Below are 25,293 nucleotides of genomic sequence, written 5' to 3'. Positions count from 1 at the left end.
TCGTTCAGCCGGGCTGCGTATACTACGCTTTTCGCCCGCAGAGTCAAGCGCTTATTGGCTGGTTCTCTGCCCGACCTCACAATGTTTATCAGCGTTGTGTCGGTCAGTGGTGGCGCATTATAGGGAGCTCAGATTTTTATACAATACTTTTTTTCATATTTATCACCAACAGGTGAATCCTTGTCCTTTTTGAGCAAAATTCAAACCAATATAGCCCAGTTCAACAAGTTTATTTCATTGCATACTGGTATTTTCCTCACTAAAATCTTATTTAAAGTAAATCTCCATCTTCTTCCTCAGAGGTATACATGTCCGAAACATTACGCAGTTACCTTGATATTCAACCCAAAGTCGGTCAGAACGTTATGCTAGATTCATCTAGTGTAATCATTGGTGATGTTAGACTTGCTGATGATGTCAGTATATGGCCTTTAGTCGTCATCCGTGGGGACGTTAATTATGTATCTATTGGTGCACGTACTAACATTCAAGATGGCTCTATATTACATGTGACACACAAAACAACAGACAATCCTGATGGTTTCCCTTTAATTGTGGGGAATGATGTCACTATCGGGCATAAAGTTATACTTCATGGCTGTACTATCGGCAATCAAGTACTCATCGGCATGGGCTCCATCCTACTTGATGGTTCAATGATTGAAGATAACGTTATTATTGGAGCAGGCAGCCTAGTAGCCCCAGGCAAGGTATTAGAAAGTGGGTACCTTTACATTGGCAGCCCTGCCCGTCAGGTCAGAAAACTAAAACCTGAAGAATTAAAAGGGCTATGTTATTCAGCAAGCCACTACGTTAGCTTGAAAAATAACTATTTGCAGGAAGGTAATATGTAACGTCCCAAACGATCATCATCCTCGTTATTAATAACTAATTCGAATTCCTCTTCTATATCCCAACGATTTTGACGAAAAAGGCTTAGTGGATGATGATCTTTCGTTCCATAACGGTATAAAAGATCCTCGGCGCTTATCACGCATTGAACCAACCATCCATTTACCAGTGCGGGAAAAATGATTATCTGCTCTTGCTCGTTCCACTCTTCTCTATCAGGAAATTGAATAGATTGATTCACGAATGTAATTCCTGTTCTAATGTTAGCAATACAGGCGCAATTTCAGGCAATACGCCATGCCATAATTTAAATGAATGAGCGGCTTGCCCTACTAACATCCCTAATCCATCCGCATAACGAGAAACACCATGCTTCTTAGCAAAGGAAATGAAGGGCGTCAAATTAGTCTGGTAAAACATGTCATAACAGACACACTCTTCATTAAATATGAATGGAGATATAGCAGGAATCTCACCATTAATACCAGATGCAGTCGCATTGATAATGAGCTCAAATTCAGGATTATGAAGTGTTTTCATTTCAACAGGCCGAATATTACCTATTGACGAAAAATCATTAGCAACCTGCATAGCGCGACTAAACGTGCGGTTTGTTATTGTAATTTCACAACCAAACTCTAATAACGGAAATAAAACACCTCTGGCAGCACCACCAGCTCCAATGATTAAAATATGTTGTCCTTGAGTAATAAACCCAAGTCGTATCAAATCTGTTAATAACCCTATACCATCCGTGTTATCACCAAGCAATTGATTATTATCCAGTAATTTCAAAGTATTGACTGCACCACTGAGTCTTGCTCGTTCAGTCAACTCATTTGCCCGAATAAATGCCTGCTCTTTAAATGGCGCAGTAATATTGGCTCCTATCCCTCCCTGTTTAAGAAATACACCTAATGCCTCTTCAAATTTACTTATCGGCACTAGAATTTTCCCGTAACGATGCTCAATACCTGTTTGTCCAGCAAATAACTGATGGATACGCGGAGATTTACTGTGCGCAACAGGATTACCAAAGACGGCAAATTGATCCATATTTATTCTTCCCCTATCCTTGACGATAAAGCTCACCAGTTAAAGCATCCCTAATTTCTGAAGGACTTTTTCGACCTCCAACATTCCCATTTAATATAGGAAGCTTATCCCCAAACTGTTGTCTAACTTCTTCTACTGTTCTGCATGGTTCAAGGCCATTCAAATTTGCACTAGTCGACACCAACGGTTTACCATAAAAAGTACATAACTGCTTCACCAAAGGATGATCACTAACTCTGACAGCCAAGGTAGTGAATTGCCCAGTCAACCATTTAGATGTACTGAATTTGGCAGGGATTACCCAAGTTACAGGCCCTGGCCAACAAGCAAACATAGTCTCTTTTTGTTCTTCTGTTAGAAGTTTATCATCAAGATATGGCTGTAATTGTTCATAATTATCTGCAATAAGAATCAACCCTTTCTGCCAAGGACGTTTCTTTAATATAAGCAGTTCATTTACCGCTTTTTCACTATCAGGATCACATCCAAGTCCAAAAACAGCTTCCGTCGGATAGGCAATCACTTTTTCTGCTTTTAAGGCAGTTAATACATTCTCAAATGCAGATAATGCTTCATTGCTCATTTTATTACTCTGCTTAATTACTTAATTTATTTGCTGTTTTCCACACAATTTACTAGCACAAAATAACTTTACACCTTGAGATGTACGCTTTTCAACCAACAATGGATAAGAACAAAACATACATTTACTCGCGATTGGCTTATTATTTAATACAAACTGGCAATTAGGGTAACGATTACACGCATGGAAAATTTTTCCGAAACGTGATTTCCTTTGGAGTAATTGCCCTTGTTTACATTGCGGACAGGCTATTAACGTCTCATCCGGCTTATCAATTAGCTCTGCATGTTCACATTCAGGATAACGACTACAGCCAATGAACATTCCATAACGCCCTTGACACAAAATCAAATTGGCTCCACACGCCGGACATAGTTGTCCTTCAAGTTCTTTTACCACATGACCATCACTTTGCCCTTTTAATGGACGAACATATTGACATGATGGATAACCAGAACATCCAAGAAATGGACCATGGATACCATTACGTATAACTAATACAGAACCACATTCAGGGCAATATTCAGTTTCATTAGTGGCGAAAGGAACCATTTTTGCCATACTATTTTCACTCAAAAAATTATTCTCATATGACGTTGAACAGGACTCTGGAAATTCAGTTAATCTAACTCACACGCACATAACCACCAGCAACCACAGCTACCTTACCCAGTAGTTCCAGCTCAAGGAGCTTTGTCATTACCTCAGTTATAGGTAATGCAGAACGCTGAGCAATAATATCAACAGGCGTTATTTCCGCTCCTACGTTAGCTAGCACATCCGTAAATGGCAACTCAGTTTGCTCAAACTGCGGTTTTACTTCTTCCTCCGTTCTTTCCATATTCAACCATTGTAGTGAACTGTAAACATGTTCCACAATATCCATTGCATTTGTAGCTAAATATGCGCCTTGTTTTATTAACCAGTGATTCCCTTCGCTCACTGAATTTCCCAAAAGCCCTGGTAATGCAAATACATCCCTTCCTTGTTCAAGGGCACAACGAGCAGTAATTAACGAACCACTGTTTTGACCTGCCTCTACAACAATCACTGCTGAGCTTAATCCACTGATAATCCGATTTCTTTTAGGAAAATTTTTTGCGCGTGGAGGAGTATCCGGAAAAAATTCAGAAACAAGAGCACCATTCTCCTCAATTTGCTTTGCTAATGATCCGTGTCTATGAGGATAAATCTGTCCAAGCCCACTACCTAATACAGCGACTGTTTCACCTCCACTATCCAATGCAGCTCGGTGACAAATACCATCAATACCAATAGCTAAACCACTAGTAATAACTAACTCATATCCAACCAGTTCACTTGCAAAAATTCTTCCCCATTTCTCACCATAATAGCTTGCTGTCCTGCTCCCGACCATCGCCACTTGCTTCTTTAAAAGAATATTTGGTTTTCCTGACACAAAAAGCACAAGCGGAGGGGTATGTATCTGCTTTAATAGAGGTGGATACGAAGGGTGAGAATATGTCAATAAATGGTGCTCTGGTTGTTCCAACCACTTAAGACATGAAGCTAGTAAGGTTTTATTTACTTTAGTAAATTGCAGAGATTGTGCCGGTGATAATCCACTATCTTTCAGCACAGTGAGGTAACGATTCCCGGAATGTAATAATTTTTCTGCAACATTTGCTGCTCTCTCTGTTGCCAGATGAGAAACCATCTTCATTCGCAACCATACTTCCATAGCTTCCATGTTGTCATCCTAGCTAAGATTGACGGACAAAACTAAATTGCTCAATTAGCAATCGATACTGTCAATCTAAACGGGAAATGTCTAGAATAGACATAGAATACCATTAACATTTTGGACGCAGATCTAAACATATATGTCAGTATTACAAGTATTACATTACCCAGACGAGCGGCTTCGCACTATTGCAACGCCTGTTGAGACAGTTGATGCAGAGATTCGACGTATCATTGATGATATGTTTGAAACTATGTATGCAGAAGAAGGTATTGGTTTGGCAGCAACACAAGTTGATATTCATCAGCGTATTGTTGTTATTGACGTATCGGAAACACGTAATGAACGTCTCGTTCTAATTAACCCAGAATTACTGGAAAAAAGTGGTGCAACTGGAATCGAAGAGGGCTGTTTGTCTATTCCTGAACAACGAGCACTGGTGCCACGAGCCGAAAAAGTCAAAATTAAAGCCCTAGATTACAACGGCCAACCATTTGAATTACAAGCTGATGGCTTACTATCAATTTGTATTCAGCACGAGATGGACCATTTAATTGGTAAACTTTTTGTGGATTACTTATCTCCACTGAAACGCCAACGTATACGCCAGAAAGTAGAAAAACTGGATAAACAAAAAGCCCGAACCAAGTAAATTACATTAATACAGGAAATAAACGTGTCTGATTCTTTACGTATTGTTTTTGCCGGAACACCTGATTTCGCAGCACGCCATTTAGAGGCTTTGTTAATGTCTCAGCATGAGGTAGTTGGCGTTCTAACTCAACCAGATAGACCGGCAGGAAGAGGTAAAAAACTGACACCCAGCCCTGTAAAGATACTGGCAGAAGAACGTAACATCACCGTTTTTCAGCCAGCTACTTTACGCTCAAAAGAAAATCAACAATGGATTCTAAAACAACAGCCTGATGTTCTCATAGTTGTTGCCTATGGATTAATCCTTCCTAAGGCTGTTTTAAATATTCCAAGATTAGGTTGCCTAAACGTACATGGCTCCCTATTACCACGTTGGCGAGGTGCAGCCCCCATTCAACGCTCGCTCTGGGCCGGTGATACAGAAACAGGCGTAACGATCATGCAAATGGATATAGGCCTTGATACTGGTGACATGCTATACAAAGCAAGCTGCCCTATTACACCTGAAGATACCAGTGCCAGTTTATACGAAAAACTAGCCAACATTGGACCAAATTCGTTACTCAAAACATTATCATTAATAACATCGGGTAAAAGTCAACCTGAAATTCAAAACGAAAATTTAGTTACTTACGCTGAAAAACTAAGCAAAGAAGAAGCCCGTATAAATTGGGAACTACCTGCAACCCACCTCGAACGCTGTATTCGCGCATTTAATCCTTGGCCTATGAGCTTTTTCGAGATGGAAGGGCAACCTGTTAAAGTTTGGAAAGCAGAAGCCATTGCAGAACAAACTTCTGCCGAACCAGGAACTGTATTAAAAGCAGACAAAAAAGGTATTTATATTGCCACTGCTGATGGAATTCTGAACATTACTCAATTACAACCTGCTGGTAAAAAAGCAATGCCAGCAGCAAATCTACTTAACTCTAAACATGAATGGTTTACACTAGGCAATAAAATCAACTAAATACTGTTTTATGCTGTAAGCTCTCTCACAAATTTTCTCTTAATGCTGGCTTTTGTCAGCTTTTTTAACTATGAAAAACACATATAATCTGCGAAGTGTCACTGCAAAAGCAATCAATCAAGTTCTGGATCAAGGACAGTCTCTGAGTACAGTCTTACCCAAACTGCAACAAAATATAACCGATAAAGATAAACCCTTGTTACAGGAATTATCTTTCGGAGTATTACGCGTATTACCACAACTAGAGTGGATAATAGGCCAGCTAATGGCAAAACCGTTAAAAGGTAAACAACGTATTCTGCATTACCTGATTATGGTTGGAATATACCAACTTGCCTATACTCGCATTCCAGCTCATGCAGTACTTGCTGAAACGGTAAACGGAGCCATAACTCTGAAGTATCCCCAATTAAAAGGGCTAATTAACGGTGTTCTTCGCCAATTTCAGAGACAACAGCTACAGTTAATGGAATGTGTACAAAATAATCCCAGCAATCACTTACACCCAGTATGGCTATTAACTCGAATCCAAAAAGCCTATCCACAGCAATGGCAACAATTGATTAATGCTAACAATAAAAAACCACCTATGTGGTTACGAATTAATCGCATATACCATAGTCGGGATGAATATCTCACTCTTCTTCATAAATCAGGAATTGATGCGGAACCAGCACCCGAATCACCTTCTGCTATCCGTATAATTTCCCCTTGTCCCGTAACAGTATTACCTGGATTTGACAAAGGTTGGGTCACTGTCCAAGATGTATCCGCACAAGAGTGTGTCGAGTTACTAAAACCCACTAATGGAGAGAAAATTCTCGATCTTTGTGCAGCGCCAGGCGGAAAAACAACACATATCCTCGAAGTAGCACCAGAATCTCAAGTATTAGCGGTAGATATTGATAAGCAAAGAATCAAACGAGTAAAAGAAAATCTCCAACGACTTAATTGCCACGCTACAGTCAAAACCGGTGATGGGCGCTACCCTGAACAATGGGCAGAAAACCAACAATTCGACCGCATTCTTTTAGATGCCCCGTGTTCAGCAACAGGAGTAATCCGTCGCCATCCTGATATCAAGTGGTTACGCCGCGAAGAAGATATTATTCAATTAGTTCAATTACAATCTGAGATTCTTGATGCAATCTGGCCATATTTGAAGAAAGACGGAATATTAGTATATGCAACCTGTTCTATTCTACCGGATGAAAATAGCCGGCAAATTATCTCGTTTTTAAAACGCCACCCAGATGCAAAACTAGCGGGAACAGGAACAAATGATTGTCCAGGAAAACAAATAATACCTGAGTTAAATGGTGGTGATGGTTTCTTTTACGCTCGATTAATTAAACAATAATACATCTTTGCAATTCATAGAGATAATTATTTGTTTTCAATAAATTAGAGAATACTATGAAAATAATTATTCTTGGTGCGGGTCAAGTTGGCGGTACATTAGCTGAAAATCTGGTAGGTGAGAATAATGATATCACTATAGTCGATACTGATCCTAACCGTCTACACCAACTACAAGATAAATTCGATCTCAGAGTAGTCAATGGTCATGGTTCTCATCCTAGGGTATTAAGAGAAGCTGGTGCTGAAGATGCTGACATGTTAGTCGCTGTAACTAATTCTGACGAAACTAACATGATTGCATGCCAAATTGCTTACTCCTTATTCAATACACCAAATAAAGTTGCGCGAATACGCGCAGCAGAATATATCCGCGAAGCAGATAAACTTTTTCTCCCTAATGATATTCCTATTGACTATCTTATTTCACCAGAACAACTTGTCATAGATTATATTTACAAACTAATACAATATCCTGGTGCCTTACAAGTTGTTAACTTTGCCGAAGGCCGAGTAAGTATTGTTGCAGTAAAAGCTTATTATGGAGGCTCACTTGTAGGAAATGCACTTTCCTCACTTCGTGAGCACATGCCACACATTAATACCAGAGTTGCTGCAATATTTCGTCAAGATCGACCAATAAGACCACAAGGTTCTACAATTATTGAAGCCGGCGACGAAGTTTTCTTTGTAGCTGCATCACAACATATTCGTGCTGTAATGAGTGAGCTTCAACGTTTAGAAAAGCCCTACAAGCGTATCATGATCGTAGGTGGTGGTAATGTGGGCGCGGGCCTTGCACTACGTCTCGAAAAAGATTATAGGGTTAAATTAATCGAGCGAAATCAACAAAGAGCTACAGAACTAGCTGAATTATTGCATGACACCATTGTTTTCTATGGCGATGCCTCCGATCAAGAGTTATTAGCCGAAGAACATGTAGAACAAGTAGATGTATTTATTGCTCTAACCAACGATGACGAGGCAAATATCATGTCTGCAATGCTTGCCAAACGCATGGGAGCAAAAAAAGCCATGGTTCTCATCCAACGTAGTGCATATGTCGATTTAGTTCAAGGTGGTGTCATTGATATTGCAATCTCTCCACAACAAGCGACGATTTCCGCTCTACTAGGTCATGTTCGCAAAGCGGATATCGTAAGTGTTTCCTCACTACGTCGTGGAGTGGCCGAAGCTATCGAAGCGATTGCTCATGGCGATGAAAATACGTCAAAGGTTGTTGGTCGAGCTGTAGGTGATATTAAATTACCACCAGGCACTACAATTGGTGCAATAGCCCGTGGAGAGGAAGTCATTATTGCTAATGATTACAGCGTGATCGAACAAGGAGATCATGTAATTATGTTTATTACAGATAAGAAATTTGTCCCCGAAGTAGAGAAATTATTCCAGCCGAGCCCTTTTTTCCTTTAAAAACAAAAGAAATAGTTACGTACCAGTTATATAATTCGAGCACAATAACTGATACAACTTGATATATTTTAATTAGAAGAATGTAATGAAACTTTTAAATTATTTTATGGATTTACTATGAAAAGTAATTTTGCCAATTTAGTTGCTGACGTCAGCGTCGATATGATTATAAAAGAACACCGTACCGTCATTCACTATTTTATGCACAATGAAACCAATAAACAGATCATTTAGTAAAAAGAAATTAAAGATATACCAGATACCCTAAGTTACTGAAAAAAAATTACTATTAGAAATTCGTAGGTTACTGAAAAGTAAGAGATGGATCTATTAAACTAAAAGACCAGTAGTAAAGAATCTAATAACCCCTTACCACTGGTCTCCCAGTTACTTTTACTTGCTTTACTATGTTTTTCTTTCCTCTGGTAACTTCCCTTTCCCTTTTTATTTTTTTCAACTCGCTGTTTAAATAGTGGATCACGTAATAAAGCTTCTAGAGCATTATCCTTTATTACACCTTTTTTATGGTGATATGTAGTCATCATATACCTCTATCATATTAATTTATCTGAAAACACAGCAATTGTACTCTCTGAATTTTCAATAATAAAGAAAAATTACTTATTTCTTATTTAAAGCACCTTGTTCTAACGTTTCAAGAATAGAACAATAAGTACTTATATGAGAGCTACCACAGCAAGCATCACTTAACATCTTAAGTGAATCACGCATTTTTCGCATTTCAAGAAGCTTTTCCTCCACTTCCATTAACCTAGAATCTACAATTTGCTTCGACTCTTCACAAGTATGATGGGCTGGATCTACACGGATAGACAATAATTCTGTAATAGCCTCCAATGTAAACCCCAATTGCTTAGCATAGCGTATAAACCGAAGGCGCTGTAGATCTTGCTCTGTATAAAGTCTATATCCTCCTTCTGTACGGTTCTGATGTTCCATCATTCCTTGTTTTTCATAGAAACGCACAGTATCAGGAGTTACATTCGCTAATTTAGCCAGTTGGCCAATACGATACATCTTTATATCTCCTACAATAGATCATATTGCTTGAGATATCAGCATAGCAGGATGAAAAGAAATAAGTTAGAAATTCATTATATACAAACGTAAAAAAACCGGGATAAACCCGGTTCTTTTATATGCCCCTACAGATTACTCCGCAGTCGCAACTTCTGTTTGAAGCTCAGTGGCACGGTCAACAAGCTCGATGTATGCCATCGGAGCATTGTCACCAGCACGGAAGCCACACTTAAGAATACGAGTGTAACCACCTGCGCGGCTCGCAAAACGCGGGCCCAGCTCATTAAACAGTTTTGCCACGATTTCGTTATCACGAGTACGGGCGAATGCCAGACGACGATTAGCTACGCTGTCGATCTTGGCAAGAGTAATCAGCGGCTCAACGACGCGACGCAGTTCTTTCGCTTTAGGCAGAGTCGTCTTGATGATTTCATGACGAACCAAAGAACCTGCCATGTTGCGGAACATAGCTTGGCGATGGCTGCTGTTGCGGTTCAATTGACGACCACTCTTACGATGGCGCATGACCTTATCCTTCTCAGTAAAACCTTAACCTGTGATCTAGTTATTCATCAGCAATACTTGCTGGCGGCCAGTTTTCTAAGCGCATGCCCAGAGATAAGCCACGTGAAGCCAGTACGTCTTTGATCTCTGTAAGAGATTTTTTACCCAGGTTAGGTGTCTTAAGTAACTCAACCTCGGTACGCTGTACCAAATCACCGATGTAGTGGATAGCTTCTGCCTTAAGACAGTTAGCAGAGCGGACAGTCAATTCCAGATCGTCAACAGGGCGCAGCAGGATCGGATCAAACTCTGGCTTCTCTTCTTTTACTTCTGGCTGACGTACATCACGTAAATCAACAAAAGCTTCTAGCTGTTCAGCCAAAATAGTAGCTGCACGGCGAATCGCCTCTTCAGGATCGATTGTACCGTTAGTTTCCATCTCGATAACCAACTTGTCCAAATCGGTACGTTGTTCTACACGCGCTGCTTCAACATTGTAGGCAATACGCTCTACTGGGCTATAACAAGCGTCTACTAACAAACGACCAATAGGGCGCTCATCTTCTTCCGAATGAATCCGGGCAGAAGCCGGCACATAACCTCGACCACGCTGAACTTTAATGCGCATGCTTATAGAAGCAGTTTCGTCAGTCAGGTGGCAGATTACATGCTGCGGCTTGACGATTTCGACATCTCCGTCGTGGATAATGTCGGCTGCAGTCACAGGGCCAATGCCAGACTTATTCAAGGTAAGAATAACTTCATCTTTTCCCTGAACTCTTACCGCCAGCCCTTTCAGGTTGAGGAGAATCTCCAGGATATCTTCCTGTACACCTTCTTTGGTGCTGTACTCATGCAGTACACCATCAATCTCAACCTCAGTCACCGCACAACCCGGCATAGACGAAAGCAGAATACGGCGCAGTGCGTTACCTAGAGTATGGCCAAAGCCACGCTCTAATGGCTCAAGGGTCACCTTGGCGTGCGTCGAACTGACTTGCTCGATATCAACCAGGCGCGGTTTTAGAAACTCTGTCACAGAACCCTGCATTGTGTCCTCTCTTTGGTGCTAAGCTTTACTTAGAGTAAAGCTCGACGATCAGGTGTTCGTTGATGTCAGCAGACAGATCAGCACGTTCTGGAATACGTTTGAACACACCTTCCATCTTCACAGCATCAACCTCCAACCAAGTTGGTTTCTCACGCTGCTCAGCCAGCTCTAAAGCCGCCTTGATACGAGACTGCTTTTTCGATTTTTCACGAACGCTGACTACGTCATTCGGGGATACCTGATAAGAAGCGATGTTAACAACGCGGCCATTTACCATGATAGCCTTATGGCTTACCATTTGGCGTGACTCAGCGCGAGTCGCCCCGAAACCCATACGGTAAACAACGTTGTCCAGACGACCTTCCAGCAAACTCAGCAGGTTTTCACCTGTGTTGCCTTTCAGACGAGTTGCTTCTTTATAGTAGTTACGGAATTGACGTTCCAGAACACCGTAAATACGACGAACTTTTTGTTTTTCACGTAACTGCACACCGTAGTCAGACAGACGCGGTTTACGTGCGCCATGCTGCCCAGGTGCTTGTTCTAATTTACACTTGGTGTCAATCGCGCGAACGCCAGATTTCAGGAATAGATCTGTACCCTCGCGACGGCTCAGCTTGAGCTTAGGACCCAAATATCTTGCCATTTTCTTTCTCCAATCGAACCTAAAAAGTAAACGCTATTAAACGCGACGTTTTTTAGGTGGACGACAACCGTTATGAGGGATCGGAGTCACATCAGTAATGTTAGTAATGCGGAAACCTGCCGCATTTAACGCTCGAATAGTTGACTCGCGGCCAGGACCAGGTCCCTTAACCATAACTTCCAGGTTCTTAATTCCGTATTCTTTCACTGCTTCGGCGCAACGCTCTGCTGCAACCTGAGCGGCAAACGGAGTAGATTTACGAGAACCACGGAAACCGGAACCACCGGCAGTTGCCCAACCCAGAGCGTTACCCTGACGGTCAGTAATGGTCACGATTGTGTTGTTGAAAGAAGCATGGATATGAGCCACACCGTCAGAGACTTGCTTTCTTACACGCTTACGTGCACGAATAGGTGCTTTTGCCATTATACAATACCCCGATTATTTCTTGATCGGCTTACGTGGACCCTTACGGGTACGTGCGTTGGTCTTAGTACGCTGGCCGCGAACAGGTAGACCACGACGGTGACGTAAACCACGATAAGTACCAAGATCCATCAGACGTTTGATGCTCAGGGTTACTTCACGACGCAAATCGCCTTCTACAACGTATTTAGCAACTTCGTCACGCAGCTTATCAATTTGCTCTTCAGACAGCTCGCTGATCTTAACATGTTCAGCAATACCCGCCGCAGCACAAATGGCTTGGGAGCGAGTTTTACCAATTCCGTAGATCGATGTTAAAGCGATTACGGTATGCTTCTGATCAGGAATGTTAATGCCTGCTATACGGGCCACTATGCACTCCTAAGTTATTTATTTACCGCAACACCATTCTGAAAAGCCCGTTTTCAGGATACTCAAACAATGTTGCTGTGATATAAAAAAGATTGGCTGGCTAATTTAGCCAGCTCAAACCGACTTTGCAAGAAAAATATGCTATTTTATTAGCCTTGGCGTTGTTTATGCTTAGGCTCTGCACTACAAATCACACGAACGACACCGTTACGCTTAACGATTTTGCAGTTGCGACATAATTTCTTGACGGAAGCACGAACTTTCATTTTTACTCTCCGTAACTTCTCAAGCAAACCAATTAACGGTTATAACCTTTAAGATTTGCCTTCTTCAATGCAGACTCATACTGACTTGACATCATCAGAGTTTGCACTTGAGCCATAAAGTCCATGATGACTACAACTACGATAAGTAGCGAAGTACCGCCAAAATAAAATGGCACCTTCATCGCGTCACGCATGAACTCCGGGATTAAGCAGATAAAAGTAATATACATCGCACCAACTAAAGTTAGGCGTGTCATTACTTTATCAATGTACTTGGCTGTTTGCTCTCCCGGACGAATTCCTGGTACAAATGCACCGGACTTCTTCAGGTTATCTGCTGTTTCTCTCGGGTTGAAAACCAACGCGGTATAGAAAAAACAGAAGAAGATGATTGCAGACGCGTAGAGTAACACATAAAGCGGTTGCCCAGGCTGCAAGTACATTGAAATAGTAGTCAGCCAGTTCCAACCAGTTCCTCCCCCGAACCAAGAAGCTATGGTACCAGGGAACAGAATAATGCTGGAAGCAAAAATTGCAGGGATAACCCCAGCCATATTCACTTTCAACGGTAAATGTGTGCTCTGTGCAGCATAAACTCGGCGACCCTGTTGACGCTTCGCATAGTTAACAACGATACGTCGTTGGCCACGCTCCATGAAAACAACGAAGAAAGTTACTGCAAACACTAACACTGCAACCAACAGCAACAGGAGGAAGTGCAGATCGCCTTGCCGAGCTTGCTCAATGGTATGGCCGATGGCCGGCGGCAAACCCGCAACAATACCAGCAAAGATTATGATAGAGATACCGTTTCCAATACCACGTTCAGTAATCTGCTCACCCAGCCACATTAGGAACATAGTCCCAGTAACTAGGCTCACAACAGCCGTGAAGTAGAAAGCAAACCCTGGGTTGATCACCAGTCCTTGCATTCCTGGCATATTCGGCAAACCAGTAGCAATACCGATTGACTGGAATACAGCCAGCACTAAAGTACCATAGCGAGTATACTGGCTAATCTTACGACGACCAGCTTCCCCTTCCTTCTTAATCTCTGCCAACGTTGGATGAACCACCGTCAACAACTGAATAATAATAGACGCAGAAATATACGGCATTATCCCCAGTGCAAAGATAGAAGCACGACTTAAAGCACCACCAGAGAACATGTTAAACATTTCAATGATGGTGCCCCTTTGCTGTTCAAGCAATTTGGCAAGCACAGTGGCATCAATACCAGGGATAGGAATAAAAGAACCAATACGGAAAACAATTAACGCGCCAATAACAAACAACAGCCTGCGTTTCAGCTCGCCCAGTCCACCTTTAGCACTTTGAAAATCTAATCCTGGTTGTTTAGCCATCTGTTACTTATTCCTCAATTTTACCGCCAGCAGCTTCAATTGCAGCACGAGCGCCTTTAGTAACACGAAGGCCACGCACAGTTACTGCACGATTGATTTCACCAGAAAGAATAACTTTCGCGAATTCAATTTGAGTGCCAACAATATTAGCGGCTTTCAATGTGTTCAGATCGATAATATCGCCTTCAACGGCAGCAAAATCAGACAAACGAACTTCTGCTGTAACCATCGCCTTACGTGAAGTAAAGCCAAATTTTGGCAAACGACGGTACAAAGGCATCTGACCACCTTCAAAACCGCGGCGTACGCCACCGCCAGAACGAGACTTCTGGCCTTTGTGACCACGGCCACCGGTTTTACCCAGGCCAGAACCAATACCACGACCTACACGTTTAGGCGCATGCTTGGAACCTTCAGCCGGAGACAGAGTATTTAAGCGCATCTGTTACTCCTCAACTTTAACCATATAGGAAACCAAGTTGATCATACCACGTATAGCAGGAGTATCTTCACGCTCTACTGTATGACCGATACGGCGCAGACCTAAACCAACCAAAGTTGCCTTATGCTTAGGCAGACGGCCGATTGAACTGCGAATCTGTGTTATTTTAATAGTCTTAGCCATGGTCATTACCCCAGAATTTCTTCGACGGATTTACCACGCTTAGCTGCGACCATTTCTGGAGACTTCATGCTGTCTAAAGCATCCAGAGTTGCACGAACCACATTAATAGGGTTAGTGGAACCATAGGTTTTAGCCAGTACGTTACGAACACCAGCCACTTCCAAAACAGCACGCATAGCACCGCCTGCAATGATACCAGTACCTTCGTGAGCAGGCTGCATGAACACACGGGAACCAGTGTGTGCACCTTTTACTGGGTGATACAAAGTGCCGCTGTTCAGTGCGACGGTTTTCATATTGCGACGGGCTTTTTCCATCGCTTTCTGGATTGCTGCCGGAACTTCGCGTGCTTTGCCGTAGCCAAAACCAACGCGACCATTACCATCACCTACAACAGTCAGTGCGGTAAAGCTGAAAATCCGGCCACCTTTTACGGTTTTAGATACGCGATTTACCGCAATCAGCTTTTCCTGCAGTTCGCCAGCTTGTTTTTCGATGTGAGCCATCTTACACCTCTACCTTAGAACTGAAGGCCAGCTTCACGGGCAGCATCTGCCAGTGCCTGGACTCGACCATGATATTGGAAACCAGAGCGGTCAAAGGATACATCTTTAATACCTTTTTCCAATGCACGTTCAGCAATTGCTTTGCCAACTGCTGCTGCTGCTTCTTTATTTCCACTGTATTTCAGTTGCTCATTGATAGCTTTTTCTGTAGTAGAAGCTGCCACCAAAGTTTCAGAACCGTTTGGTGCGATAACCTGCGCATAAATATGGCGAGGGGTACGATGTACCACCAAGCGAGTTGCACCCAGTTCTTGGAGCTTGCGGCGTGCGCGGGTCGCACGACGGATACGAGCTGCTTTCTTATCCATAGTGTTACCTTACTTCTTCTTAGCCTCTTTGATACGCACGACTTCGTCGGCGTAACGAACACCCTTACCTTTATAAGGCTCAGGACGACGATAGGCACGCAGTTCTGCCGCAACCTGACCGATTACCTGTTTATCAGCACCCTTTAGTACGATTTCAGTTTGTGACGGACATTCTGCAGTAATGCCTGCTGGCAGTTCGTGGTCAACTGGATGTGAGAAGCCCAGAGACAAGTTGATAACATTGCCTTTGACTGCTGCACGATAACCAACACCTACCAGTTGAAGCTTCTTAGTGAAGCCTTCGGTAACACCGATAACCATAGCATTCAGCAAAGAACGAGTTGTACCCGCCTGTGCCCAACCATCAACATAACCATCGCGCGGAACGAAGGTCAGTTGGTTATCTGCATGCTTAACTTCAACTGCGCTGTGGATTGTACGACTTAGCTCGCCGTTTTTACCCTTAATCGAAATAACCTGACCGTCGAGTTTTACCTCTACGTCGGCAGGAATAACGACGGGTGCTTTTGCAACACGAGACATTCTTTCCTCCCGAATTAAGCTACGTAGCAGAGAATCTCGCCACCAAGACCAGCTTGGCGAGCTGCACGATCAGTCATTACACCTTTAGAGGTAGAAACAACAGCGATACCCAAACCAGCCATAACTTGTGGCAGCTCATCTTTTTTCTTATAGATGCGCAGACTTGGGCGGCTTACACGCTGAATACTTTCTACAACAGCCTTACCCTGGAAGTATTTCAATACTAATTCCAGCTCTGGCTTGGTGTCGCCTTCAATTTTATAATCTTCAATATAACCTTCTTCCTTCAGCACTTTGGCAATTGCCACTTTCAGCTTGGAGGAAGGCATGGTGACCGCAACTTTATTCGCGGCCTGACCGTTACGGATACGGGTCAGCATATCCGCGATGGGATCTTGCATGCTCATCTGTCTTTACTCCCGTGATTCAATTGGTGACAATTACCAGCTAGCCTTTTTAAGGCCCGGAATTTCACCGCGCATGGCGGCTTCACGGACTTTAATTCGGCTCAACCCAAACTTCCGCAAAAATGCGTGCGGACGACCAGTTTGGCGGCAGCGGTTACGCTGACGAGAAGGGCTGGAATCACGTGGCAGTGTTTGCAGCTTGAGAACAGCATTCCAACGCTCTTCATCAGATGCATTCACATCAGAAATGATAGCTCTCAATTCTACACGTTTAGTGAAGAATTTTTCAGCTAATTTCGCACGTTTTACATCACGTGCTTTCATTGATTGCTTAGCCATGAATACCCTGCCTTACTTGCGGAACGGGAAGTTAAAAGCAGCCAACAGTGCGCGGCCTTCATCATCAGATTTCGCAGTTGTGGTGATAGTAATATCCAGACCACGAACACGATCCACTTTATCGTAATCGATTTCAGGGAAGATGATTTGCTCACGTACACCCATGCTGTAATTACCACGACCATCAAATGACTTAGCAGACAAACCACGGAAGTCACGAATACGAGGTACAGCAATAGAAATCAGGCGCTCAAGAAACTCCCACATACGTTCACCACGCAGGGTCACTTTACAGCCGATTGGATAGCCCTGACGGATTTTGAAGCCTGCAACTGATTTGCGTGCTTTGGTGATCAATGGTTTTTGACCAGAGATTGCTGCCAGATCCGCTGCTGCATTATCCAGCAGTTTCTTATCAGCGATCGCTTCACCAACACCCATGTTCAGGGTGATCTTCTCGACCCGAGGGACTTGCATGACAGAATTGTAGTCAAACTGAGTCATCAGTTTTTGGACTACCTCGTCTTTGTAGTAATCATGCAGTTTCGCCATCGTATTACTCCAAATTACTTGATAGTTTCGCTGTTAGATTTAAAGAAACGAACTTTCTTTCCGTCTTCAAATCTAAAACCTACACGGTCAGCCTTACCGGTTGCCGCATTGAAGATCGCAACGTTTGAAACCTGAATTGCAGCTTCTTTTTCAACGATGCCACCTGGCTGGTTCAGAGCCGGAACAGGCTTCTGATGTTTTTTAACCAAGTTGATACCTTCAACAATGACTTTCCCAGTAGAAAGAACCTGTTTTACTTTACCGCGCTTACCTTTATCTTTTCCAGTCAACACGATAACTTCGTCATCACGACGGATTTTCGCTGCCATTGTCCGCTCCTTAGAGTACTTCTGGTGCCAGGGAGATAATTTTCATGAACTTTTCATTACGAAGTTCACGAGTTACCGGCCCAAAAATACGCGTACCGATAACTTGCTCACTTGTGTTGTTTAACAACACGCAAGCATTGCCATCGAAGCGAATGACAGAACCGTCAGGGCGACGAACACCCTTCTTGGTGCGCACCACTACCGCTTTCAGGACATCACCTTTTTTCACTTTACCACGAGGAATTGCTTCCTTGATGGTGACTTTTATGATGTCGCCGACGTGTGCATAGCGACGGTGCGAGCCACCCAGAACCTTGATACACATTACGCGACGTGCACCGGAGTTGTCGGCCACGTTCAGCATAGTCTGTTCTTGGATCATTTTAGTGCTCCGCTAAATGTCAACTACTACTGAGCCCACTTCACTACTATAATTTAATATGAAGAGGCCGTTCAGATACCCCATATCATGAGGGCGCGGCATTATAACACCACATCTCAGATATAGATAGAAAAAATAAACGGCTCATAGCCTGAGCCGTTTACTCTATTCGAGCCAGCTTACAGAATCGCTTTCTCTACAACGCGAACTAAAGTCCAAGATTTAGTTTTGGACAGTGGACGGGTTTCGCGGATTTCCACCACATCACCGATGCCACATTCATTATTCTCGTCATGTACATGCAGTTTAGTCGTACGTTTGATGAACTTACCATACAGAGGGTGTTTCACCTTACGCTCAATAGCAACAACAATAGATTTCTCCATTTTGTCACTTATAACACGACCTTGCAGAGTACGGATTTTATCGGTCATTACGCACCCGCCTTCTCAGTCAATAAAGTCTTAACGCGTGCGATATTACGACGCACTTGTTTCAACAGATGAGACTGTTGTAGCTGGCCACTTGCAGCCTGCATGCGCAGGTTAAATTGTTCACGCAGCAAATTCAGCAGCTCAGTGTTCAGCTCTTCAACGCTTTTTTCGCGCAGCTCTTGTGCTTTCATTACATCACCGTCTTAGTTACAAAGGTGGTTTTGATAGGCAGTTTCGCTGCTGCCAGCTTGAATGCTTCACGAGCCAGCTCTTCAGGCACACCGTCCATTTCATAAAGGACTTTACCAGGCTGGATCAAGGCAACCCAATATTCTACGTTACCTTTACCTTTACCCATACGCACTTCGAGTGGCTTTTCAGTGATAGGTTTGTCTGGAAATACACGTATCCAGATTTTACCTTGACGTTTAATTGCACGAGTCATAGCACGACGTGCCGCTTCAATCTGACGTGCCGTCAGACGGCCACGGCCCACAGCTTTCAGACCGAAAGTGCCGAAGCTAACATCCGCACCTGCTGCCAGGCCACGGTTACGGCCTTTGTGCATTTTACGGAATTTCGTACGCTTTGGTTGTAACATCAGCGACTCTCCTTACTTGCGGCCTTTACGCTGCTGCTTTTTCGGTTGTGCAGCCGGTTTTTCCGCCTGTTCAACAGCAGCCATACCACCCAAGATCTCACCTTTGAAGATCCATACCTTAACGCCGAGTACACCATAAGTGGTGTGCGCTTCTGAAGTGTTGTAGTCGATATCTGCACGCAGTGTGTGCAACGGTACACGACCTTCACGATACCATTCAGTACGCGCGATTTCAGCACCGCCTAAACGGCCACTGACTTCCACTTTAATGCCTTTAGCGCCTAAACGCATCGCATTCTGGACTGCACGCTTCATAGCGCGACGGAACATAACACGACGTTCTAGCTGTGAAGTAATACTGTCAGCAACCAGTTTCGCGTCCAGTTCAGGCTTACGCACTTCAGAGATATTAATTTGCGCAGGAACACCAGCGATTTCCGCTACAGTTTTACGCAGTTTTTCTACGTCTTCACCTTTCTTACCGATTACGATACCTGGGCGAGCAGTGTGAATAGTTACACGAATACTTTTAGCAGGACGTTCAATAACAATGCGTGAAATAGACGCTTTTGCCAGTTCTTTATTCAAGTACTGGCGAACTTTAAAATCGCTGTCTAGGTTGTCAGCGAATTCTTTAGTATTCGCATACCAGGTAGAGTTCCAAGGTTTGACAATACCCAGGCGAATACCATTAGGATGTACTTTCTGACCCATTGCTAGTCTCCAGAGTCTCAGCGATCGGACACAACCACAGTAATGTGGCTGCTGCGCTTCAGGATGCGATCTGCACGACCTTTTGCACGAGGCATAATACGCTTCATGGTCGGGCCTTCGTCTACGAAAATCTTCGTGACCTTCAGATCATCAATGTCAGCACCATCGTTGTGTTCTGCATTAGCAATAGCAGACTCAAGTACTTTCTTCACTAAACCAGCAGCTTTCTTATTGGTATAGGTCAGAGTTTCCAGAGCTTGCGACACTTTCTTACCGCGAATCAGGTCAGCTACAAGGCGAACCTTCTGAGCAGAAGAACGAGCGTGGCGATGTTTAGCGATAGTTTCCATCTCTTCCTCCTACCTTAGCGCTTTTTAGCCTTTTTATCGGCCGCATGGCCGCGATAAGTACGGGTCGGCGCGAATTCACCTAGTTTATGACCAACCATTTCGTCGGAAACAAAAACTGGTACATGCTGACGACCATTATGGACAGCGATGGTCAAACCGATCATGTTAGGAAAGATCGTTGAACGACGGGACCAAGTCTTGATAGGCTTTTTGTCTCCGCTTTCCACCGCTTTCTCTACCTTCTTCAGCAAGTGCAGGTCGATAAATGGACCTTTCTTGAGAGAACGTGGCATGGTTTATCCTCTAATTATTTTTTAGTACGGCGACGTACAATGAACTGATCAGTACGTTTATTACTACGGGTCTTCTTACCTTTAGTTTGAACACCCCAAGGAGTTACAGGATGTTTACCAAAGTTACGACCTTCACCACCACCATGTGGGTGATCTACCGGGTTCATCGCCGTACCACGAACGGTAGGACGAATGCCGCGCCAGCGACTTGCACCAGCTTTACCCAGAACGCGTAGCATATGCTCTGCATTACCAACTTCACCTAAAGTGGCGCGGCAATCAGACAGAACTTTACGCATTTCACCAGAACGCAGACGCAAAGTTACATAAGAACCATCACGGGCAACGATCTGAACGTATGCACCAGCGGAACGAGCCAACTGACCACCTTTACCCGGCTTCATTTCTACGTTATGTACGGTAGAACCAACAGGGATATTGCGCATTGGCAATGCGTTACCAGTTTTGATAGCTGCGTCAGCACCAGATTGGATCTGATCACCAGCTTTCAGACCTTTAGGCGCAAGGATATAACGACGTTCACCATCTTTATACAGAACCAGGGCGATATTCGCTGAACGGTTTGGATCATATTCCAAACGCTCAACTACAGCAGGGATACCATCTTTATTACGTTTAAAGTCAATCAAACGATAGTGCTGCTTGTGGCCACCACCAATGTGACGAGTGGTAATACGGCCATTGTTGTTACGACCACCGGTTTTGCTGCTTTTTTCCAGCAATGGAGCATAAGGTTTACCCTTATGCAGCTCAGGGTTAACCACTTTAACAACGTGGCGACGGCCCGGAGACGTAGGTTTACATTTAACAATTGCCATTGTTCTTTACTCCTCCGACTTACTCTGCACCACCGATGAAGTCCATATTCTGGCCTTCCTTCAGTGTGACATAAGCTTTTTTCCAGTCGCTACGACGACCAATACGCTGACCGTGACGTTTAGTTTTGCCTTTAACCAGCAAAGTGTTAACACCTTCAACTTCGACTTCAAACAGTTTCTGCACAGCAGCTTTGATTTCTGCTTTAGTCGCGTCTTTCGCAACTTTGAGAACGATGGTGTTGCTCTTTTCCATCGCTGTAGAAGCTTTTTCAGATACGTGCGGGGCGCGCAGTACTTTCAGCAGACGTTCTTCACGGATCATGCCAGCATCTCCTCAACTTGCTTCACAGCATCAGCAGTCATAACCACTTTATCGAAGGCGATTAAGCTAACTGGATCAATACCAGCTACATCACGAACATCAACCTTGTACAGGTTGCGAGCTGCTAAGAATAAATTCTCATCAACTTCGTGAGTGATAATCAGCACATCTTCCAGAGCCATCTCTTTCAGTTTCTGAACCAGAAGCTTGGTTTTAGGAGCTTCTACAGAAAACTTCTCAACAACGATCAAACGATCTTGACGTACCAGTTCAGACAGGATGCTCTTTAGAGCACCACGGTACATTTTCTTATTAACTTTTTGACTGTGGTCCTGTGGCTTAGCTGCAAAAGTTACACCACCAGAGCGCCAAATTGGGCTCTTAATAGAACCAGAACGTGCACGGCCAGTGCCTTTCTGACGCCATGGTTTCTTACCTGAACCAGAAACTTCAGCACGGGTTTTCTGAGCACGAGTACCTTGACGTGCACCAGCTGCGTAAGCAACAACTACTTGATGCACAAGCGCTTCATTGAAATCACGCCCGAAGGTAGTTTCGGAAACAGTCAGCGCGCCTTGCGCGTCTTTCATTACCAATTCCATTCCTATCTCCTCGACGTTACGCCTTGACAGCCGGTTTTACGATCAGGTTGCCGCCAGTTGCACCTGGAACAGCACCTTTGACCAGCAGCAGGTTGCGCTCAGCGTCAACACGTACTACATCCAGGCTTTGAACAGTTACACGTTCATTACCCAGTTGGCCTGCCATTTTCTTGCCCTTAAATACCTTGCCCGGAGTTTGGTTTTGACCTATAGAACCCGGAACACGGTGAGACAAAGAGTTACCGTGGCTAGCATCTTGGGTACGGAAGTTCCAGCGCTTAACAGTACCAGCAAAACCTTTACCTTTAGATGTACCAGTAACGTCGACTTTCTTAACGTCAGCGAAAATCTCAACGCTAATGCTTTGACCTACAGCATATTCTTCGCCTTCAGACAGACGGAATTCACGCAGGATACGGCCAGCTTCAACGCCAGCTTTAGCGAAATGACCTGCTTCAGGTTTGTTTATACGGTTAGCTTTTTTGCTACCAGTAGTAACCTGAATTGCACGATAACCATCGCTATCCAGATCTTTAACCTGAGTCACACGGTTATCTTCAATTTCGATAACAGTTACAGGGATAGAAACGCCATCTTCCGTGAAGATACGAGTCATACCCACTTTTTTACCGACTAAACCAATCATTGTTTCAACCTCTCAATCGTTCAATGACCTGATTAACCCAGGCTGATCTGCACGTCTACACCGGCAGCCAGATCCAGACGCATCAGAGCATCAACGGTTTTCTCGGTTGGCTCAACGATGTCAACCAGACGCTTATGAGTGCGAATTTCGTACTGATCACGCGCATCTTTATTAACGTGCGGAGAAATCAGAACGGTAAAACGCTCTTTACGAGTCGGTAGCGGGATCGGACCACGAACCTGCGCACCAGTACGCTTAGCGGTCTCGACAATTTCCGCAGTTGATTGATCGATCAAACGATGATCAAATGCTTTCAGGCGAATACGGATTCTTTGGTTCTGCATGAGACCAGAGCTCCAACTATTTTATAAACGTAAATAATTACTCCTCGTACCCATTTCGATTGACGGGAGAGTGTAATCGTTCAATATATAACTCCCATATCGGGAGTATTTTAAATGGCAGCAAAGCAATACTGCGCATTTACTGGTTATCAAACCAGACTTACACATAAGTAAGACCGCGTATTATACGCAAATCAATTAACAAAGCAAGATACAGATGAAGATTTGTCCGGAATAGAGTCAAAGGAGCGTGAAACAAAATGCCCTAACTCAACAGATAGGGCATTTTTTCGTACCTATTCTCCTTCAAGGATCTGTGCTTGACTGTAATTTTGAATCCCCATACGTTCAATTAATTCAAATTGAGTCTCCAACCAATCAATGTGTTCTTCTTCTTCATCTAGGATATCGATCATCAAATCACGGCTAACATAGTCATGAATCGAGTCAGCATAAGCAATTGCTTCTTTCAAATCCTTAGCTCCCTGAAATTCGAGCTGTAAGTCAGATCTGAGCATTTCTTCGATATCTTCTCCGATATTAAGTTTTCCTAGATCCTGCAAATTAGGAATTCCCTCAAGAAAAAGGATACGTTCAATGTACCTATCGGCATGCTTCATTTCATCGATAGATTCATGATATTCCTTATCATTCAGGCGGGTAAGGCCCCAGTTTTTGAACATCCGGGCGTGTAGAAAATATTGATTAATTGCAACAAGCTCATTTCCAAGAAGTTTGTTCAAATGAGCAATCATTTTTTTATCACCTTTCATAGTTTACTCCTCCGCTTCCAGTACTTAAAGTGTAGTACCTATTCAGCAGAGTAGTAGTAAACTTATCTCTTTTTTGTCAAGCAACGTTATCTATCTTAGGCAGCTGTGCAATTTCCTCATTAATTAGCTCTCGGGCTTGGCGTATGCATTTGCCACAATCACGGCCTACAGGCACAATACGCTTTAGCTCTCTAATAGAGTGAATATGATGTTGACGCACCGCGTTACGTATTGTTTTGTCACTCACCGCATTACATAGGCAGACGTACATAAATAACACTCTCTGGTACACATTATAGCGCATATTAAATAATAATGAGTCTCATTTCAATAATCATTCGCATTTTAATTTTCTGATTCAGGTTCTTCCAAATATCCTTTAGCTTTGTCAAATAGAAGTAGTTCTCTCATTTCTGTAACACTTTGGCTAGAAAGACTTTTATCCCTATCGGGAACTTTTTTAAACTTATTCCACCCTAAAACTATCTCCTACATCACAACTCTTTTCGTTAGGGCATACCAACAGATGCAGAACAAACATGAGTCAGATATTACTACCTACATATAAAAAAAGATGACTCATTTAAGTTTGAAGACAAATGCTTATTCGGGAAAATCACGGGGGGTTGGTTACCGCTATCTCATTCTATAGATGAATATATACTCTAAGAATATCCTAGCAGAACAGCCAGATAACGATAGCGCCACTAGGAACAAACAGCCGAAATCAAAAATTTAAGACACTAAGAGATAATCGAATGGGATGGTTCATGCAGGGGATTTAAGGAAAGGTGATATCAATTAAGACACTAACTAACAGACACCTAGCGTAGCACAACCAAGTGTCTGTTCTAAAACAAACCAGAATACAAACCTATCCTAAAATTAGGTATTTAATTATTAGCTATTAAGCAATAACTTTAGCAACAACACCAGCACCTACAGTACGGCCGCCTTCACGGATAGCGAAGCGCAGACCCTGGTCCATTGCGATTGGCGCAATCAGAGTTACTTTCATCTGAATGTTATCACCTGGCATCA

43 protein-coding genes are annotated in these 25,293 nt (G+C 43.3%); 5 read left to right on the top strand and 38 right to left on the bottom strand.

Annotated features, from left to right (window positions below; translation table 11 throughout):
• Window positions 1-308 precede the first annotated feature (308 nt).
• Window positions 309-854 carry a gamma carbonic anhydrase family protein gene (locus EAE91_RS21965; RefSeq protein ID WP_214090314.1) on the top strand — a complete coding sequence of 182 codons (546 nt, stop codon included), beginning with the start codon at window positions 309-311 and terminating at the stop codon, window positions 852-854.
• Here the strand turns inward: EAE91_RS21965 and EAE91_RS21960 are convergent.
• The 5 genes from EAE91_RS21960 to dprA all read right to left on the bottom strand — a co-directional run bounded on the left by EAE91_RS21960 (window position 830) and on the right by dprA (window position 4,202).
• Window positions 830-1,093, bottom strand: coding sequence for a DUF1488 family protein (locus EAE91_RS21960; RefSeq protein ID WP_214090313.1), 264 nt, complete (start codon window positions 1,091-1,093; stop codon window positions 830-832). The two genes, EAE91_RS21965 and EAE91_RS21960, sit on opposite strands and share 25 nt — an antisense overlap.
• Entirely contained in the window at window positions 1,090-1,908 is an 819-nt protein-coding gene (gene aroE / locus EAE91_RS21955) for a shikimate dehydrogenase (protein WP_214090312.1), read from the bottom strand. The genes EAE91_RS21960 and aroE overlap by 4 nt, the downstream gene beginning before the upstream one ends.
• Before the next feature lie 13 nt (window positions 1,909-1,921).
• Window positions 1,922-2,491 (bottom strand): L-threonylcarbamoyladenylate synthase type 1 TsaC, encoded by a 570-nt coding sequence (tsaC, locus tag EAE91_RS21950; RefSeq protein ID WP_214090311.1) that lies wholly within the window; start codon window positions 2,489-2,491, stop codon window positions 1,922-1,924.
• 21 nt (window positions 2,492-2,512) lie between these two features.
• The gene (locus tag EAE91_RS21945) at window positions 2,513-3,052 is read right to left on the bottom strand and encodes a DNA topoisomerase family protein (RefSeq protein ID WP_214090315.1); all 540 of its coding nucleotides are present in this window, start codon (window positions 3,050-3,052) and stop codon (window positions 2,513-2,515) included.
• A 64-nt stretch (window positions 3,053-3,116) separates the two neighbouring features.
• Window positions 3,117-4,202, bottom strand: a complete 1,086-nt coding sequence (gene dprA / locus EAE91_RS21940) for a DNA-protecting protein DprA (RefSeq protein WP_214090310.1) — start codon at window positions 4,200-4,202, stop codon at window positions 3,117-3,119.
• Window positions 4,203-4,335: 133 nt separating this feature from the next.
• On the opposite strand from dprA, the gene def reads away from it, so the two are divergent.
• The 4 genes from def to trkA all read left to right on the top strand — a co-directional run bounded on the left by def (window position 4,336) and on the right by trkA (window position 8,613).
• Complete coding sequence (gene def / locus EAE91_RS21935; protein WP_214090309.1) at window positions 4,336-4,848, top strand: peptide deformylase; 513 nt, start codon at window positions 4,336-4,338, stop codon at window positions 4,846-4,848.
• Window positions 4,849-4,872: 24 nt separating this feature from the next.
• Window positions 4,873-5,820 carry a methionyl-tRNA formyltransferase gene (fmt, locus tag EAE91_RS21930; protein WP_214090308.1) on the top strand — a complete coding sequence of 316 codons (948 nt, stop codon included), beginning with the start codon at window positions 4,873-4,875 and terminating at the stop codon, window positions 5,818-5,820.
• 70 nt (window positions 5,821-5,890) lie between these two features.
• Window positions 5,891-7,180, top strand: coding sequence for a 16S rRNA (cytosine(967)-C(5))-methyltransferase RsmB (rsmB, locus tag EAE91_RS21925; RefSeq protein ID WP_214090307.1), 1,290 nt, complete (start codon window positions 5,891-5,893; stop codon window positions 7,178-7,180).
• 56 nt (window positions 7,181-7,236) lie between these two features.
• Window positions 7,237-8,613 (top strand): Trk system potassium transporter TrkA, encoded by a 1,377-nt coding sequence (trkA, locus tag EAE91_RS21920; protein ID WP_214090306.1) that lies wholly within the window; start codon window positions 7,237-7,239, stop codon window positions 8,611-8,613.
• A gap of 335 nt (window positions 8,614-8,948) precedes the next feature.
• Here the strand turns inward: trkA and EAE91_RS21915 are convergent, their stop codons facing one another.
• From EAE91_RS21915 to EAE91_RS21755, 33 genes are all read right to left on the bottom strand, one after another.
• The gene (locus EAE91_RS21915; protein ID WP_046395679.1) at window positions 8,949-9,155 is read right to left on the bottom strand and encodes an alternative ribosome-rescue factor A; all 207 of its coding nucleotides are present in this window, start codon (window positions 9,153-9,155) and stop codon (window positions 8,949-8,951) included.
• A gap of 79 nt (window positions 9,156-9,234) precedes the next feature.
• On the bottom strand, window positions 9,235-9,651 hold the full coding sequence (gene zntR / locus EAE91_RS21910) for a Zn(2+)-responsive transcriptional regulator (protein WP_118987771.1): 417 nt from the start codon (window positions 9,649-9,651) through the stop codon (window positions 9,235-9,237).
• Between the two features lie 135 nt (window positions 9,652-9,786).
• Entirely contained in the window at window positions 9,787-10,179 is a 393-nt protein-coding gene (gene rplQ, locus EAE91_RS21905; RefSeq protein ID WP_105399507.1) for a 50S ribosomal protein L17, read from the bottom strand.
• 40 nt (window positions 10,180-10,219) lie between these two features.
• Entirely contained in the window at window positions 10,220-11,209 is a 990-nt protein-coding gene (locus tag EAE91_RS21900) for a DNA-directed RNA polymerase subunit alpha (protein WP_011148772.1), read from the bottom strand.
• 25 nt (window positions 11,210-11,234) lie between these two features.
• Window positions 11,235-11,855: a 30S ribosomal protein S4 gene (rpsD, locus tag EAE91_RS21895; protein WP_011148773.1), complete on the bottom strand. Its 621-nt coding sequence runs from the start codon at window positions 11,853-11,855 to the stop codon at window positions 11,235-11,237.
• A gap of 36 nt (window positions 11,856-11,891) precedes the next feature.
• A complete protein-coding gene (rpsK, locus tag EAE91_RS21890; protein ID WP_002919257.1) occupies window positions 11,892-12,281 on the bottom strand; it encodes a 30S ribosomal protein S11 in 390 nt (129 codons plus the stop codon).
• A gap of 15 nt (window positions 12,282-12,296) precedes the next feature.
• The gene (gene rpsM, locus EAE91_RS21885) at window positions 12,297-12,653 is read right to left on the bottom strand and encodes a 30S ribosomal protein S13 (RefSeq protein WP_011148774.1); all 357 of its coding nucleotides are present in this window, start codon (window positions 12,651-12,653) and stop codon (window positions 12,297-12,299) included.
• 149 nt (window positions 12,654-12,802) lie between these two features.
• Window positions 12,803-12,919, bottom strand: coding sequence for a 50S ribosomal protein L36 (rpmJ, locus tag EAE91_RS21880; RefSeq protein ID WP_002227352.1), 117 nt, complete (start codon window positions 12,917-12,919; stop codon window positions 12,803-12,805).
• Window positions 12,920-12,951: 32 nt separating this feature from the next.
• On the bottom strand, window positions 12,952-14,283 hold the full coding sequence (gene secY / locus EAE91_RS21875; RefSeq protein WP_105399508.1) for a preprotein translocase subunit SecY: 1,332 nt from the start codon (window positions 14,281-14,283) through the stop codon (window positions 12,952-12,954).
• Between the two features lie 7 nt (window positions 14,284-14,290).
• Window positions 14,291-14,725 carry a 50S ribosomal protein L15 gene (gene rplO / locus EAE91_RS21870; protein ID WP_214090305.1) on the bottom strand — a complete coding sequence of 145 codons (435 nt, stop codon included), beginning with the start codon at window positions 14,723-14,725 and terminating at the stop codon, window positions 14,291-14,293.
• A gap of 3 nt (window positions 14,726-14,728) precedes the next feature.
• Window positions 14,729-14,908 (bottom strand): 50S ribosomal protein L30, encoded by a 180-nt coding sequence (gene rpmD / locus EAE91_RS21865; RefSeq protein ID WP_036781914.1) that lies wholly within the window; start codon window positions 14,906-14,908, stop codon window positions 14,729-14,731.
• Window positions 14,909-14,913: 5 nt separating this feature from the next.
• Window positions 14,914-15,414: a 30S ribosomal protein S5 gene (gene rpsE, locus EAE91_RS21860; protein WP_011148778.1), complete on the bottom strand. Its 501-nt coding sequence runs from the start codon at window positions 15,412-15,414 to the stop codon at window positions 14,914-14,916.
• 14 nt (window positions 15,415-15,428) lie between these two features.
• Window positions 15,429-15,782, bottom strand: coding sequence for a 50S ribosomal protein L18 (gene rplR / locus EAE91_RS21855; protein WP_214090304.1), 354 nt, complete (start codon window positions 15,780-15,782; stop codon window positions 15,429-15,431).
• Window positions 15,783-15,791: 9 nt separating this feature from the next.
• Entirely contained in the window at window positions 15,792-16,325 is a 534-nt protein-coding gene (gene rplF, locus EAE91_RS21850) for a 50S ribosomal protein L6 (protein WP_214090303.1), read from the bottom strand.
• A 14-nt stretch (window positions 16,326-16,339) separates the two neighbouring features.
• Window positions 16,340-16,732, bottom strand: a complete 393-nt coding sequence (gene rpsH / locus EAE91_RS21845; RefSeq protein WP_011148781.1) for a 30S ribosomal protein S8 — start codon at window positions 16,730-16,732, stop codon at window positions 16,340-16,342.
• A gap of 33 nt (window positions 16,733-16,765) precedes the next feature.
• Entirely contained in the window at window positions 16,766-17,071 is a 306-nt protein-coding gene (gene rpsN / locus EAE91_RS21840; protein ID WP_036781885.1) for a 30S ribosomal protein S14, read from the bottom strand.
• 12 nt (window positions 17,072-17,083) lie between these two features.
• On the bottom strand, window positions 17,084-17,623 hold the full coding sequence (gene rplE / locus EAE91_RS21835) for a 50S ribosomal protein L5 (protein WP_049584859.1): 540 nt from the start codon (window positions 17,621-17,623) through the stop codon (window positions 17,084-17,086).
• 14 nt (window positions 17,624-17,637) lie between these two features.
• Window positions 17,638-17,952, bottom strand: a complete 315-nt coding sequence (rplX, locus tag EAE91_RS21830; RefSeq protein ID WP_036781887.1) for a 50S ribosomal protein L24 — start codon at window positions 17,950-17,952, stop codon at window positions 17,638-17,640.
• Between the two features lie 10 nt (window positions 17,953-17,962).
• Window positions 17,963-18,334, bottom strand: coding sequence for a 50S ribosomal protein L14 (gene rplN / locus EAE91_RS21825; protein ID WP_036781889.1), 372 nt, complete (start codon window positions 18,332-18,334; stop codon window positions 17,963-17,965).
• A 179-nt stretch (window positions 18,335-18,513) separates the two neighbouring features.
• Entirely contained in the window at window positions 18,514-18,768 is a 255-nt protein-coding gene (gene rpsQ, locus EAE91_RS21820; RefSeq protein WP_214090302.1) for a 30S ribosomal protein S17, read from the bottom strand.
• Entirely contained in the window at window positions 18,768-18,959 is a 192-nt protein-coding gene (gene rpmC / locus EAE91_RS21815) for a 50S ribosomal protein L29 (RefSeq protein WP_010847484.1), read from the bottom strand. The genes rpsQ and rpmC overlap by 1 nt, the downstream gene beginning before the upstream one ends.
• Window positions 18,959-19,369: a 50S ribosomal protein L16 gene (rplP, locus tag EAE91_RS21810; protein WP_011148788.1), complete on the bottom strand. Its 411-nt coding sequence runs from the start codon at window positions 19,367-19,369 to the stop codon at window positions 18,959-18,961. The genes rpmC and rplP overlap by 1 nt, the downstream gene beginning before the upstream one ends.
• 12 nt (window positions 19,370-19,381) lie before the next feature.
• On the bottom strand, window positions 19,382-20,083 hold the full coding sequence (gene rpsC, locus EAE91_RS21805) for a 30S ribosomal protein S3 (RefSeq protein WP_015836279.1): 702 nt from the start codon (window positions 20,081-20,083) through the stop codon (window positions 19,382-19,384).
• Between the two features lie 17 nt (window positions 20,084-20,100).
• Window positions 20,101-20,433, bottom strand: a complete 333-nt coding sequence (gene rplV / locus EAE91_RS21800) for a 50S ribosomal protein L22 (RefSeq protein WP_011148790.1) — start codon at window positions 20,431-20,433, stop codon at window positions 20,101-20,103.
• 14 nt (window positions 20,434-20,447) lie between these two features.
• Window positions 20,448-20,726 (bottom strand): 30S ribosomal protein S19, encoded by a 279-nt coding sequence (gene rpsS, locus EAE91_RS21795; protein ID WP_011148791.1) that lies wholly within the window; start codon window positions 20,724-20,726, stop codon window positions 20,448-20,450.
• Between the two features lie 14 nt (window positions 20,727-20,740).
• Window positions 20,741-21,565 carry a 50S ribosomal protein L2 gene (rplB, locus tag EAE91_RS21790; RefSeq protein ID WP_036781895.1) on the bottom strand — a complete coding sequence of 275 codons (825 nt, stop codon included), beginning with the start codon at window positions 21,563-21,565 and terminating at the stop codon, window positions 20,741-20,743.
• Between the two features lie 19 nt (window positions 21,566-21,584).
• Complete coding sequence (rplW, locus tag EAE91_RS21785) at window positions 21,585-21,887, bottom strand: 50S ribosomal protein L23 (RefSeq protein ID WP_021322796.1); 303 nt, start codon at window positions 21,885-21,887, stop codon at window positions 21,585-21,587.
• A complete protein-coding gene (gene rplD, locus EAE91_RS21780; RefSeq protein ID WP_036781898.1) occupies window positions 21,884-22,489 on the bottom strand; it encodes a 50S ribosomal protein L4 in 606 nt (201 codons plus the stop codon). Before rplD ends, rplW begins: the two co-directional genes overlap by 4 nt.
• A gap of 16 nt (window positions 22,490-22,505) precedes the next feature.
• Window positions 22,506-23,135, bottom strand: coding sequence for a 50S ribosomal protein L3 (gene rplC, locus EAE91_RS21775; RefSeq protein ID WP_036814876.1), 630 nt, complete (start codon window positions 23,133-23,135; stop codon window positions 22,506-22,508).
• 32 nt (window positions 23,136-23,167) lie between these two features.
• On the bottom strand, window positions 23,168-23,479 hold the full coding sequence (gene rpsJ, locus EAE91_RS21770) for a 30S ribosomal protein S10 (RefSeq protein ID WP_001181005.1): 312 nt from the start codon (window positions 23,477-23,479) through the stop codon (window positions 23,168-23,170).
• A gap of 296 nt (window positions 23,480-23,775) precedes the next feature.
• A complete protein-coding gene (gene bfr, locus EAE91_RS21765; RefSeq protein ID WP_214090301.1) occupies window positions 23,776-24,252 on the bottom strand; it encodes a bacterioferritin in 477 nt (158 codons plus the stop codon).
• A 76-nt stretch (window positions 24,253-24,328) separates the two neighbouring features.
• Window positions 24,329-24,523, bottom strand: a complete 195-nt coding sequence (gene bfd / locus EAE91_RS21760) for a bacterioferritin-associated ferredoxin (protein WP_046393852.1) — start codon at window positions 24,521-24,523, stop codon at window positions 24,329-24,331.
• 636 nt (window positions 24,524-25,159) lie between these two features.
• The coding region (locus EAE91_RS21755; RefSeq protein ID WP_461671730.1) for an EF-Tu C-terminal domain-related protein at window positions 25,160-25,293 on the bottom strand (134 nt) is incomplete at its 5' end.

Origin of the sequence: Photorhabdus noenieputensis, from assembly GCF_018448935.1 — a bacterium.
Taxonomy (GTDB): Bacteria; Pseudomonadota; Gammaproteobacteria; order Enterobacterales; family Enterobacteriaceae; genus Photorhabdus; species Photorhabdus noenieputensis.
The sequence above is the reverse complement of the archived record's forward strand: the minus strand, read 5'-3'. Positions and strand labels throughout refer to the sequence as shown.

Coding starts and splice junctions, on each gene's coding strand:
- EAE91_RS21965 (WP_214090314.1), top strand. CDS start 309: ATGTCCGAAACATTACGCAGTTACCTTGATATTCAACCCAAAGTCGGT.
- aroE (WP_214090312.1), bottom strand. CDS start 1,908: ATGGATCAATTTGCCGTCTTTGGTAATCCTGTTGCGCACAGTAAATCT.
- tsaC (WP_214090311.1), bottom strand. CDS start 2,491: ATGAGCAATGAAGCATTATCTGCATTTGAGAATGTATTAACTGCCTTA.
- EAE91_RS21945 (WP_214090315.1), bottom strand. CDS start 3,052: ATGGCAAAAATGGTTCCTTTCGCCACTAATGAAACTGAATATTGCCCT.
- dprA (WP_214090310.1), bottom strand. CDS start 4,202: ATGGAAGCTATGGAAGTATGGTTGCGAATGAAGATGGTTTCTCATCTG.
- def (WP_214090309.1), top strand. CDS start 4,336: ATGTCAGTATTACAAGTATTACATTACCCAGACGAGCGGCTTCGCACT.
- rsmB (WP_214090307.1), top strand. CDS start 5,891: ATGAAAAACACATATAATCTGCGAAGTGTCACTGCAAAAGCAATCAAT.
- trkA (WP_214090306.1), top strand. CDS start 7,237: ATGAAAATAATTATTCTTGGTGCGGGTCAAGTTGGCGGTACATTAGCT.
- EAE91_RS21915 (WP_046395679.1), bottom strand. CDS start 9,155: ATGACTACATATCACCATAAAAAAGGTGTAATAAAGGATAATGCTCTA.
- zntR (WP_118987771.1), bottom strand. CDS start 9,651: ATGTATCGTATTGGCCAACTGGCTAAATTAGCGAATGTAACTCCTGAT.
- rplQ (WP_105399507.1), bottom strand. CDS start 10,179: ATGCGCCATCGTAAGAGTGGTCGTCAATTGAACCGCAACAGCAGCCAT.
- EAE91_RS21900 (WP_011148772.1), bottom strand. CDS start 11,209: ATGCAGGGTTCTGTGACAGAGTTTCTAAAACCGCGCCTGGTTGATATC.
- rpsD (WP_011148773.1), bottom strand. CDS start 11,855: ATGGCAAGATATTTGGGTCCTAAGCTCAAGCTGAGCCGTCGCGAGGGT.
- rpsK (WP_002919257.1), bottom strand. CDS start 12,281: ATGGCAAAAGCACCTATTCGTGCACGTAAGCGTGTAAGAAAGCAAGTC.
- rpmJ (WP_002227352.1), bottom strand. CDS start 12,919: ATGAAAGTTCGTGCTTCCGTCAAGAAATTATGTCGCAACTGCAAAATC.
- secY (WP_105399508.1), bottom strand. CDS start 14,283: ATGGCTAAACAACCAGGATTAGATTTTCAAAGTGCTAAAGGTGGACTG.
- rplO (WP_214090305.1), bottom strand. CDS start 14,725: ATGCGCTTAAATACTCTGTCTCCGGCTGAAGGTTCCAAGCATGCGCCT.
- rpmD (WP_036781914.1), bottom strand. CDS start 14,908: ATGGCTAAGACTATTAAAATAACACAGATTCGCAGTTCAATCGGCCGT.
- rpsE (WP_011148778.1), bottom strand. CDS start 15,414: ATGGCTCACATCGAAAAACAAGCTGGCGAACTGCAGGAAAAGCTGATT.
- rplR (WP_214090304.1), bottom strand. CDS start 15,782: ATGGATAAGAAAGCAGCTCGTATCCGTCGTGCGACCCGCGCACGCCGC.
- rplF (WP_214090303.1), bottom strand. CDS start 16,325: ATGTCTCGTGTTGCAAAAGCACCCGTCGTTATTCCTGCCGACGTAGAG.
- rpsH (WP_011148781.1), bottom strand. CDS start 16,732: ATGAGCATGCAAGATCCCATCGCGGATATGCTGACCCGTATCCGTAAC.
- rpsN (WP_036781885.1), bottom strand. CDS start 17,071: ATGGCTAAGCAATCAATGAAAGCACGTGATGTAAAACGTGCGAAATTA.
- rplE (WP_049584859.1), bottom strand. CDS start 17,623: ATGGCGAAACTGCATGATTACTACAAAGACGAGGTAGTCCAAAAACTG.
- rplX (WP_036781887.1), bottom strand. CDS start 17,952: ATGGCAGCGAAAATCCGTCGTGATGACGAAGTTATCGTGTTGACTGGA.
- rplN (WP_036781889.1), bottom strand. CDS start 18,334: ATGATCCAAGAACAGACTATGCTGAACGTGGCCGACAACTCCGGTGCA.
- rpsQ (WP_214090302.1), bottom strand. CDS start 18,768: ATGACCGATAAAATCCGTACTCTGCAAGGTCGTGTTATAAGTGACAAA.
- rpmC (WP_010847484.1), bottom strand. CDS start 18,959: ATGAAAGCACAAGAGCTGCGCGAAAAAAGCGTTGAAGAGCTGAACACT.
- rplP (WP_011148788.1), bottom strand. CDS start 19,369: ATGTTACAACCAAAGCGTACGAAATTCCGTAAAATGCACAAAGGCCGT.
- rpsC (WP_015836279.1), bottom strand. CDS start 20,083: ATGGGTCAGAAAGTACATCCTAATGGTATTCGCCTGGGTATTGTCAAA.
- rplV (WP_011148790.1), bottom strand. CDS start 20,433: ATGGAAACTATCGCTAAACATCGCCACGCTCGTTCTTCTGCTCAGAAG.
- rpsS (WP_011148791.1), bottom strand. CDS start 20,726: ATGCCACGTTCTCTCAAGAAAGGTCCATTTATCGACCTGCACTTGCTG.
- rplB (WP_036781895.1), bottom strand. CDS start 21,565: ATGGCAATTGTTAAATGTAAACCTACGTCTCCGGGCCGTCGCCACGTT.
- rplW (WP_021322796.1), bottom strand. CDS start 21,887: ATGATCCGTGAAGAACGTCTGCTGAAAGTACTGCGCGCCCCGCACGTA.
- rplD (WP_036781898.1), bottom strand. CDS start 22,489: ATGGAATTGGTAATGAAAGACGCGCAAGGCGCGCTGACTGTTTCCGAA.
- rplC (WP_036814876.1), bottom strand. CDS start 23,135: ATGATTGGTTTAGTCGGTAAAAAAGTGGGTATGACTCGTATCTTCACG.
- rpsJ (WP_001181005.1), bottom strand. CDS start 23,479: ATGCAGAACCAAAGAATCCGTATTCGCCTGAAAGCATTTGATCATCGT.
- bfr (WP_214090301.1), bottom strand. CDS start 24,252: ATGAAAGGTGATAAAAAAATGATTGCTCATTTGAACAAACTTCTTGGA.
- bfd (WP_046393852.1), bottom strand. CDS start 24,523: ATGTACGTCTGCCTATGTAATGCGGTGAGTGACAAAACAATACGTAAC.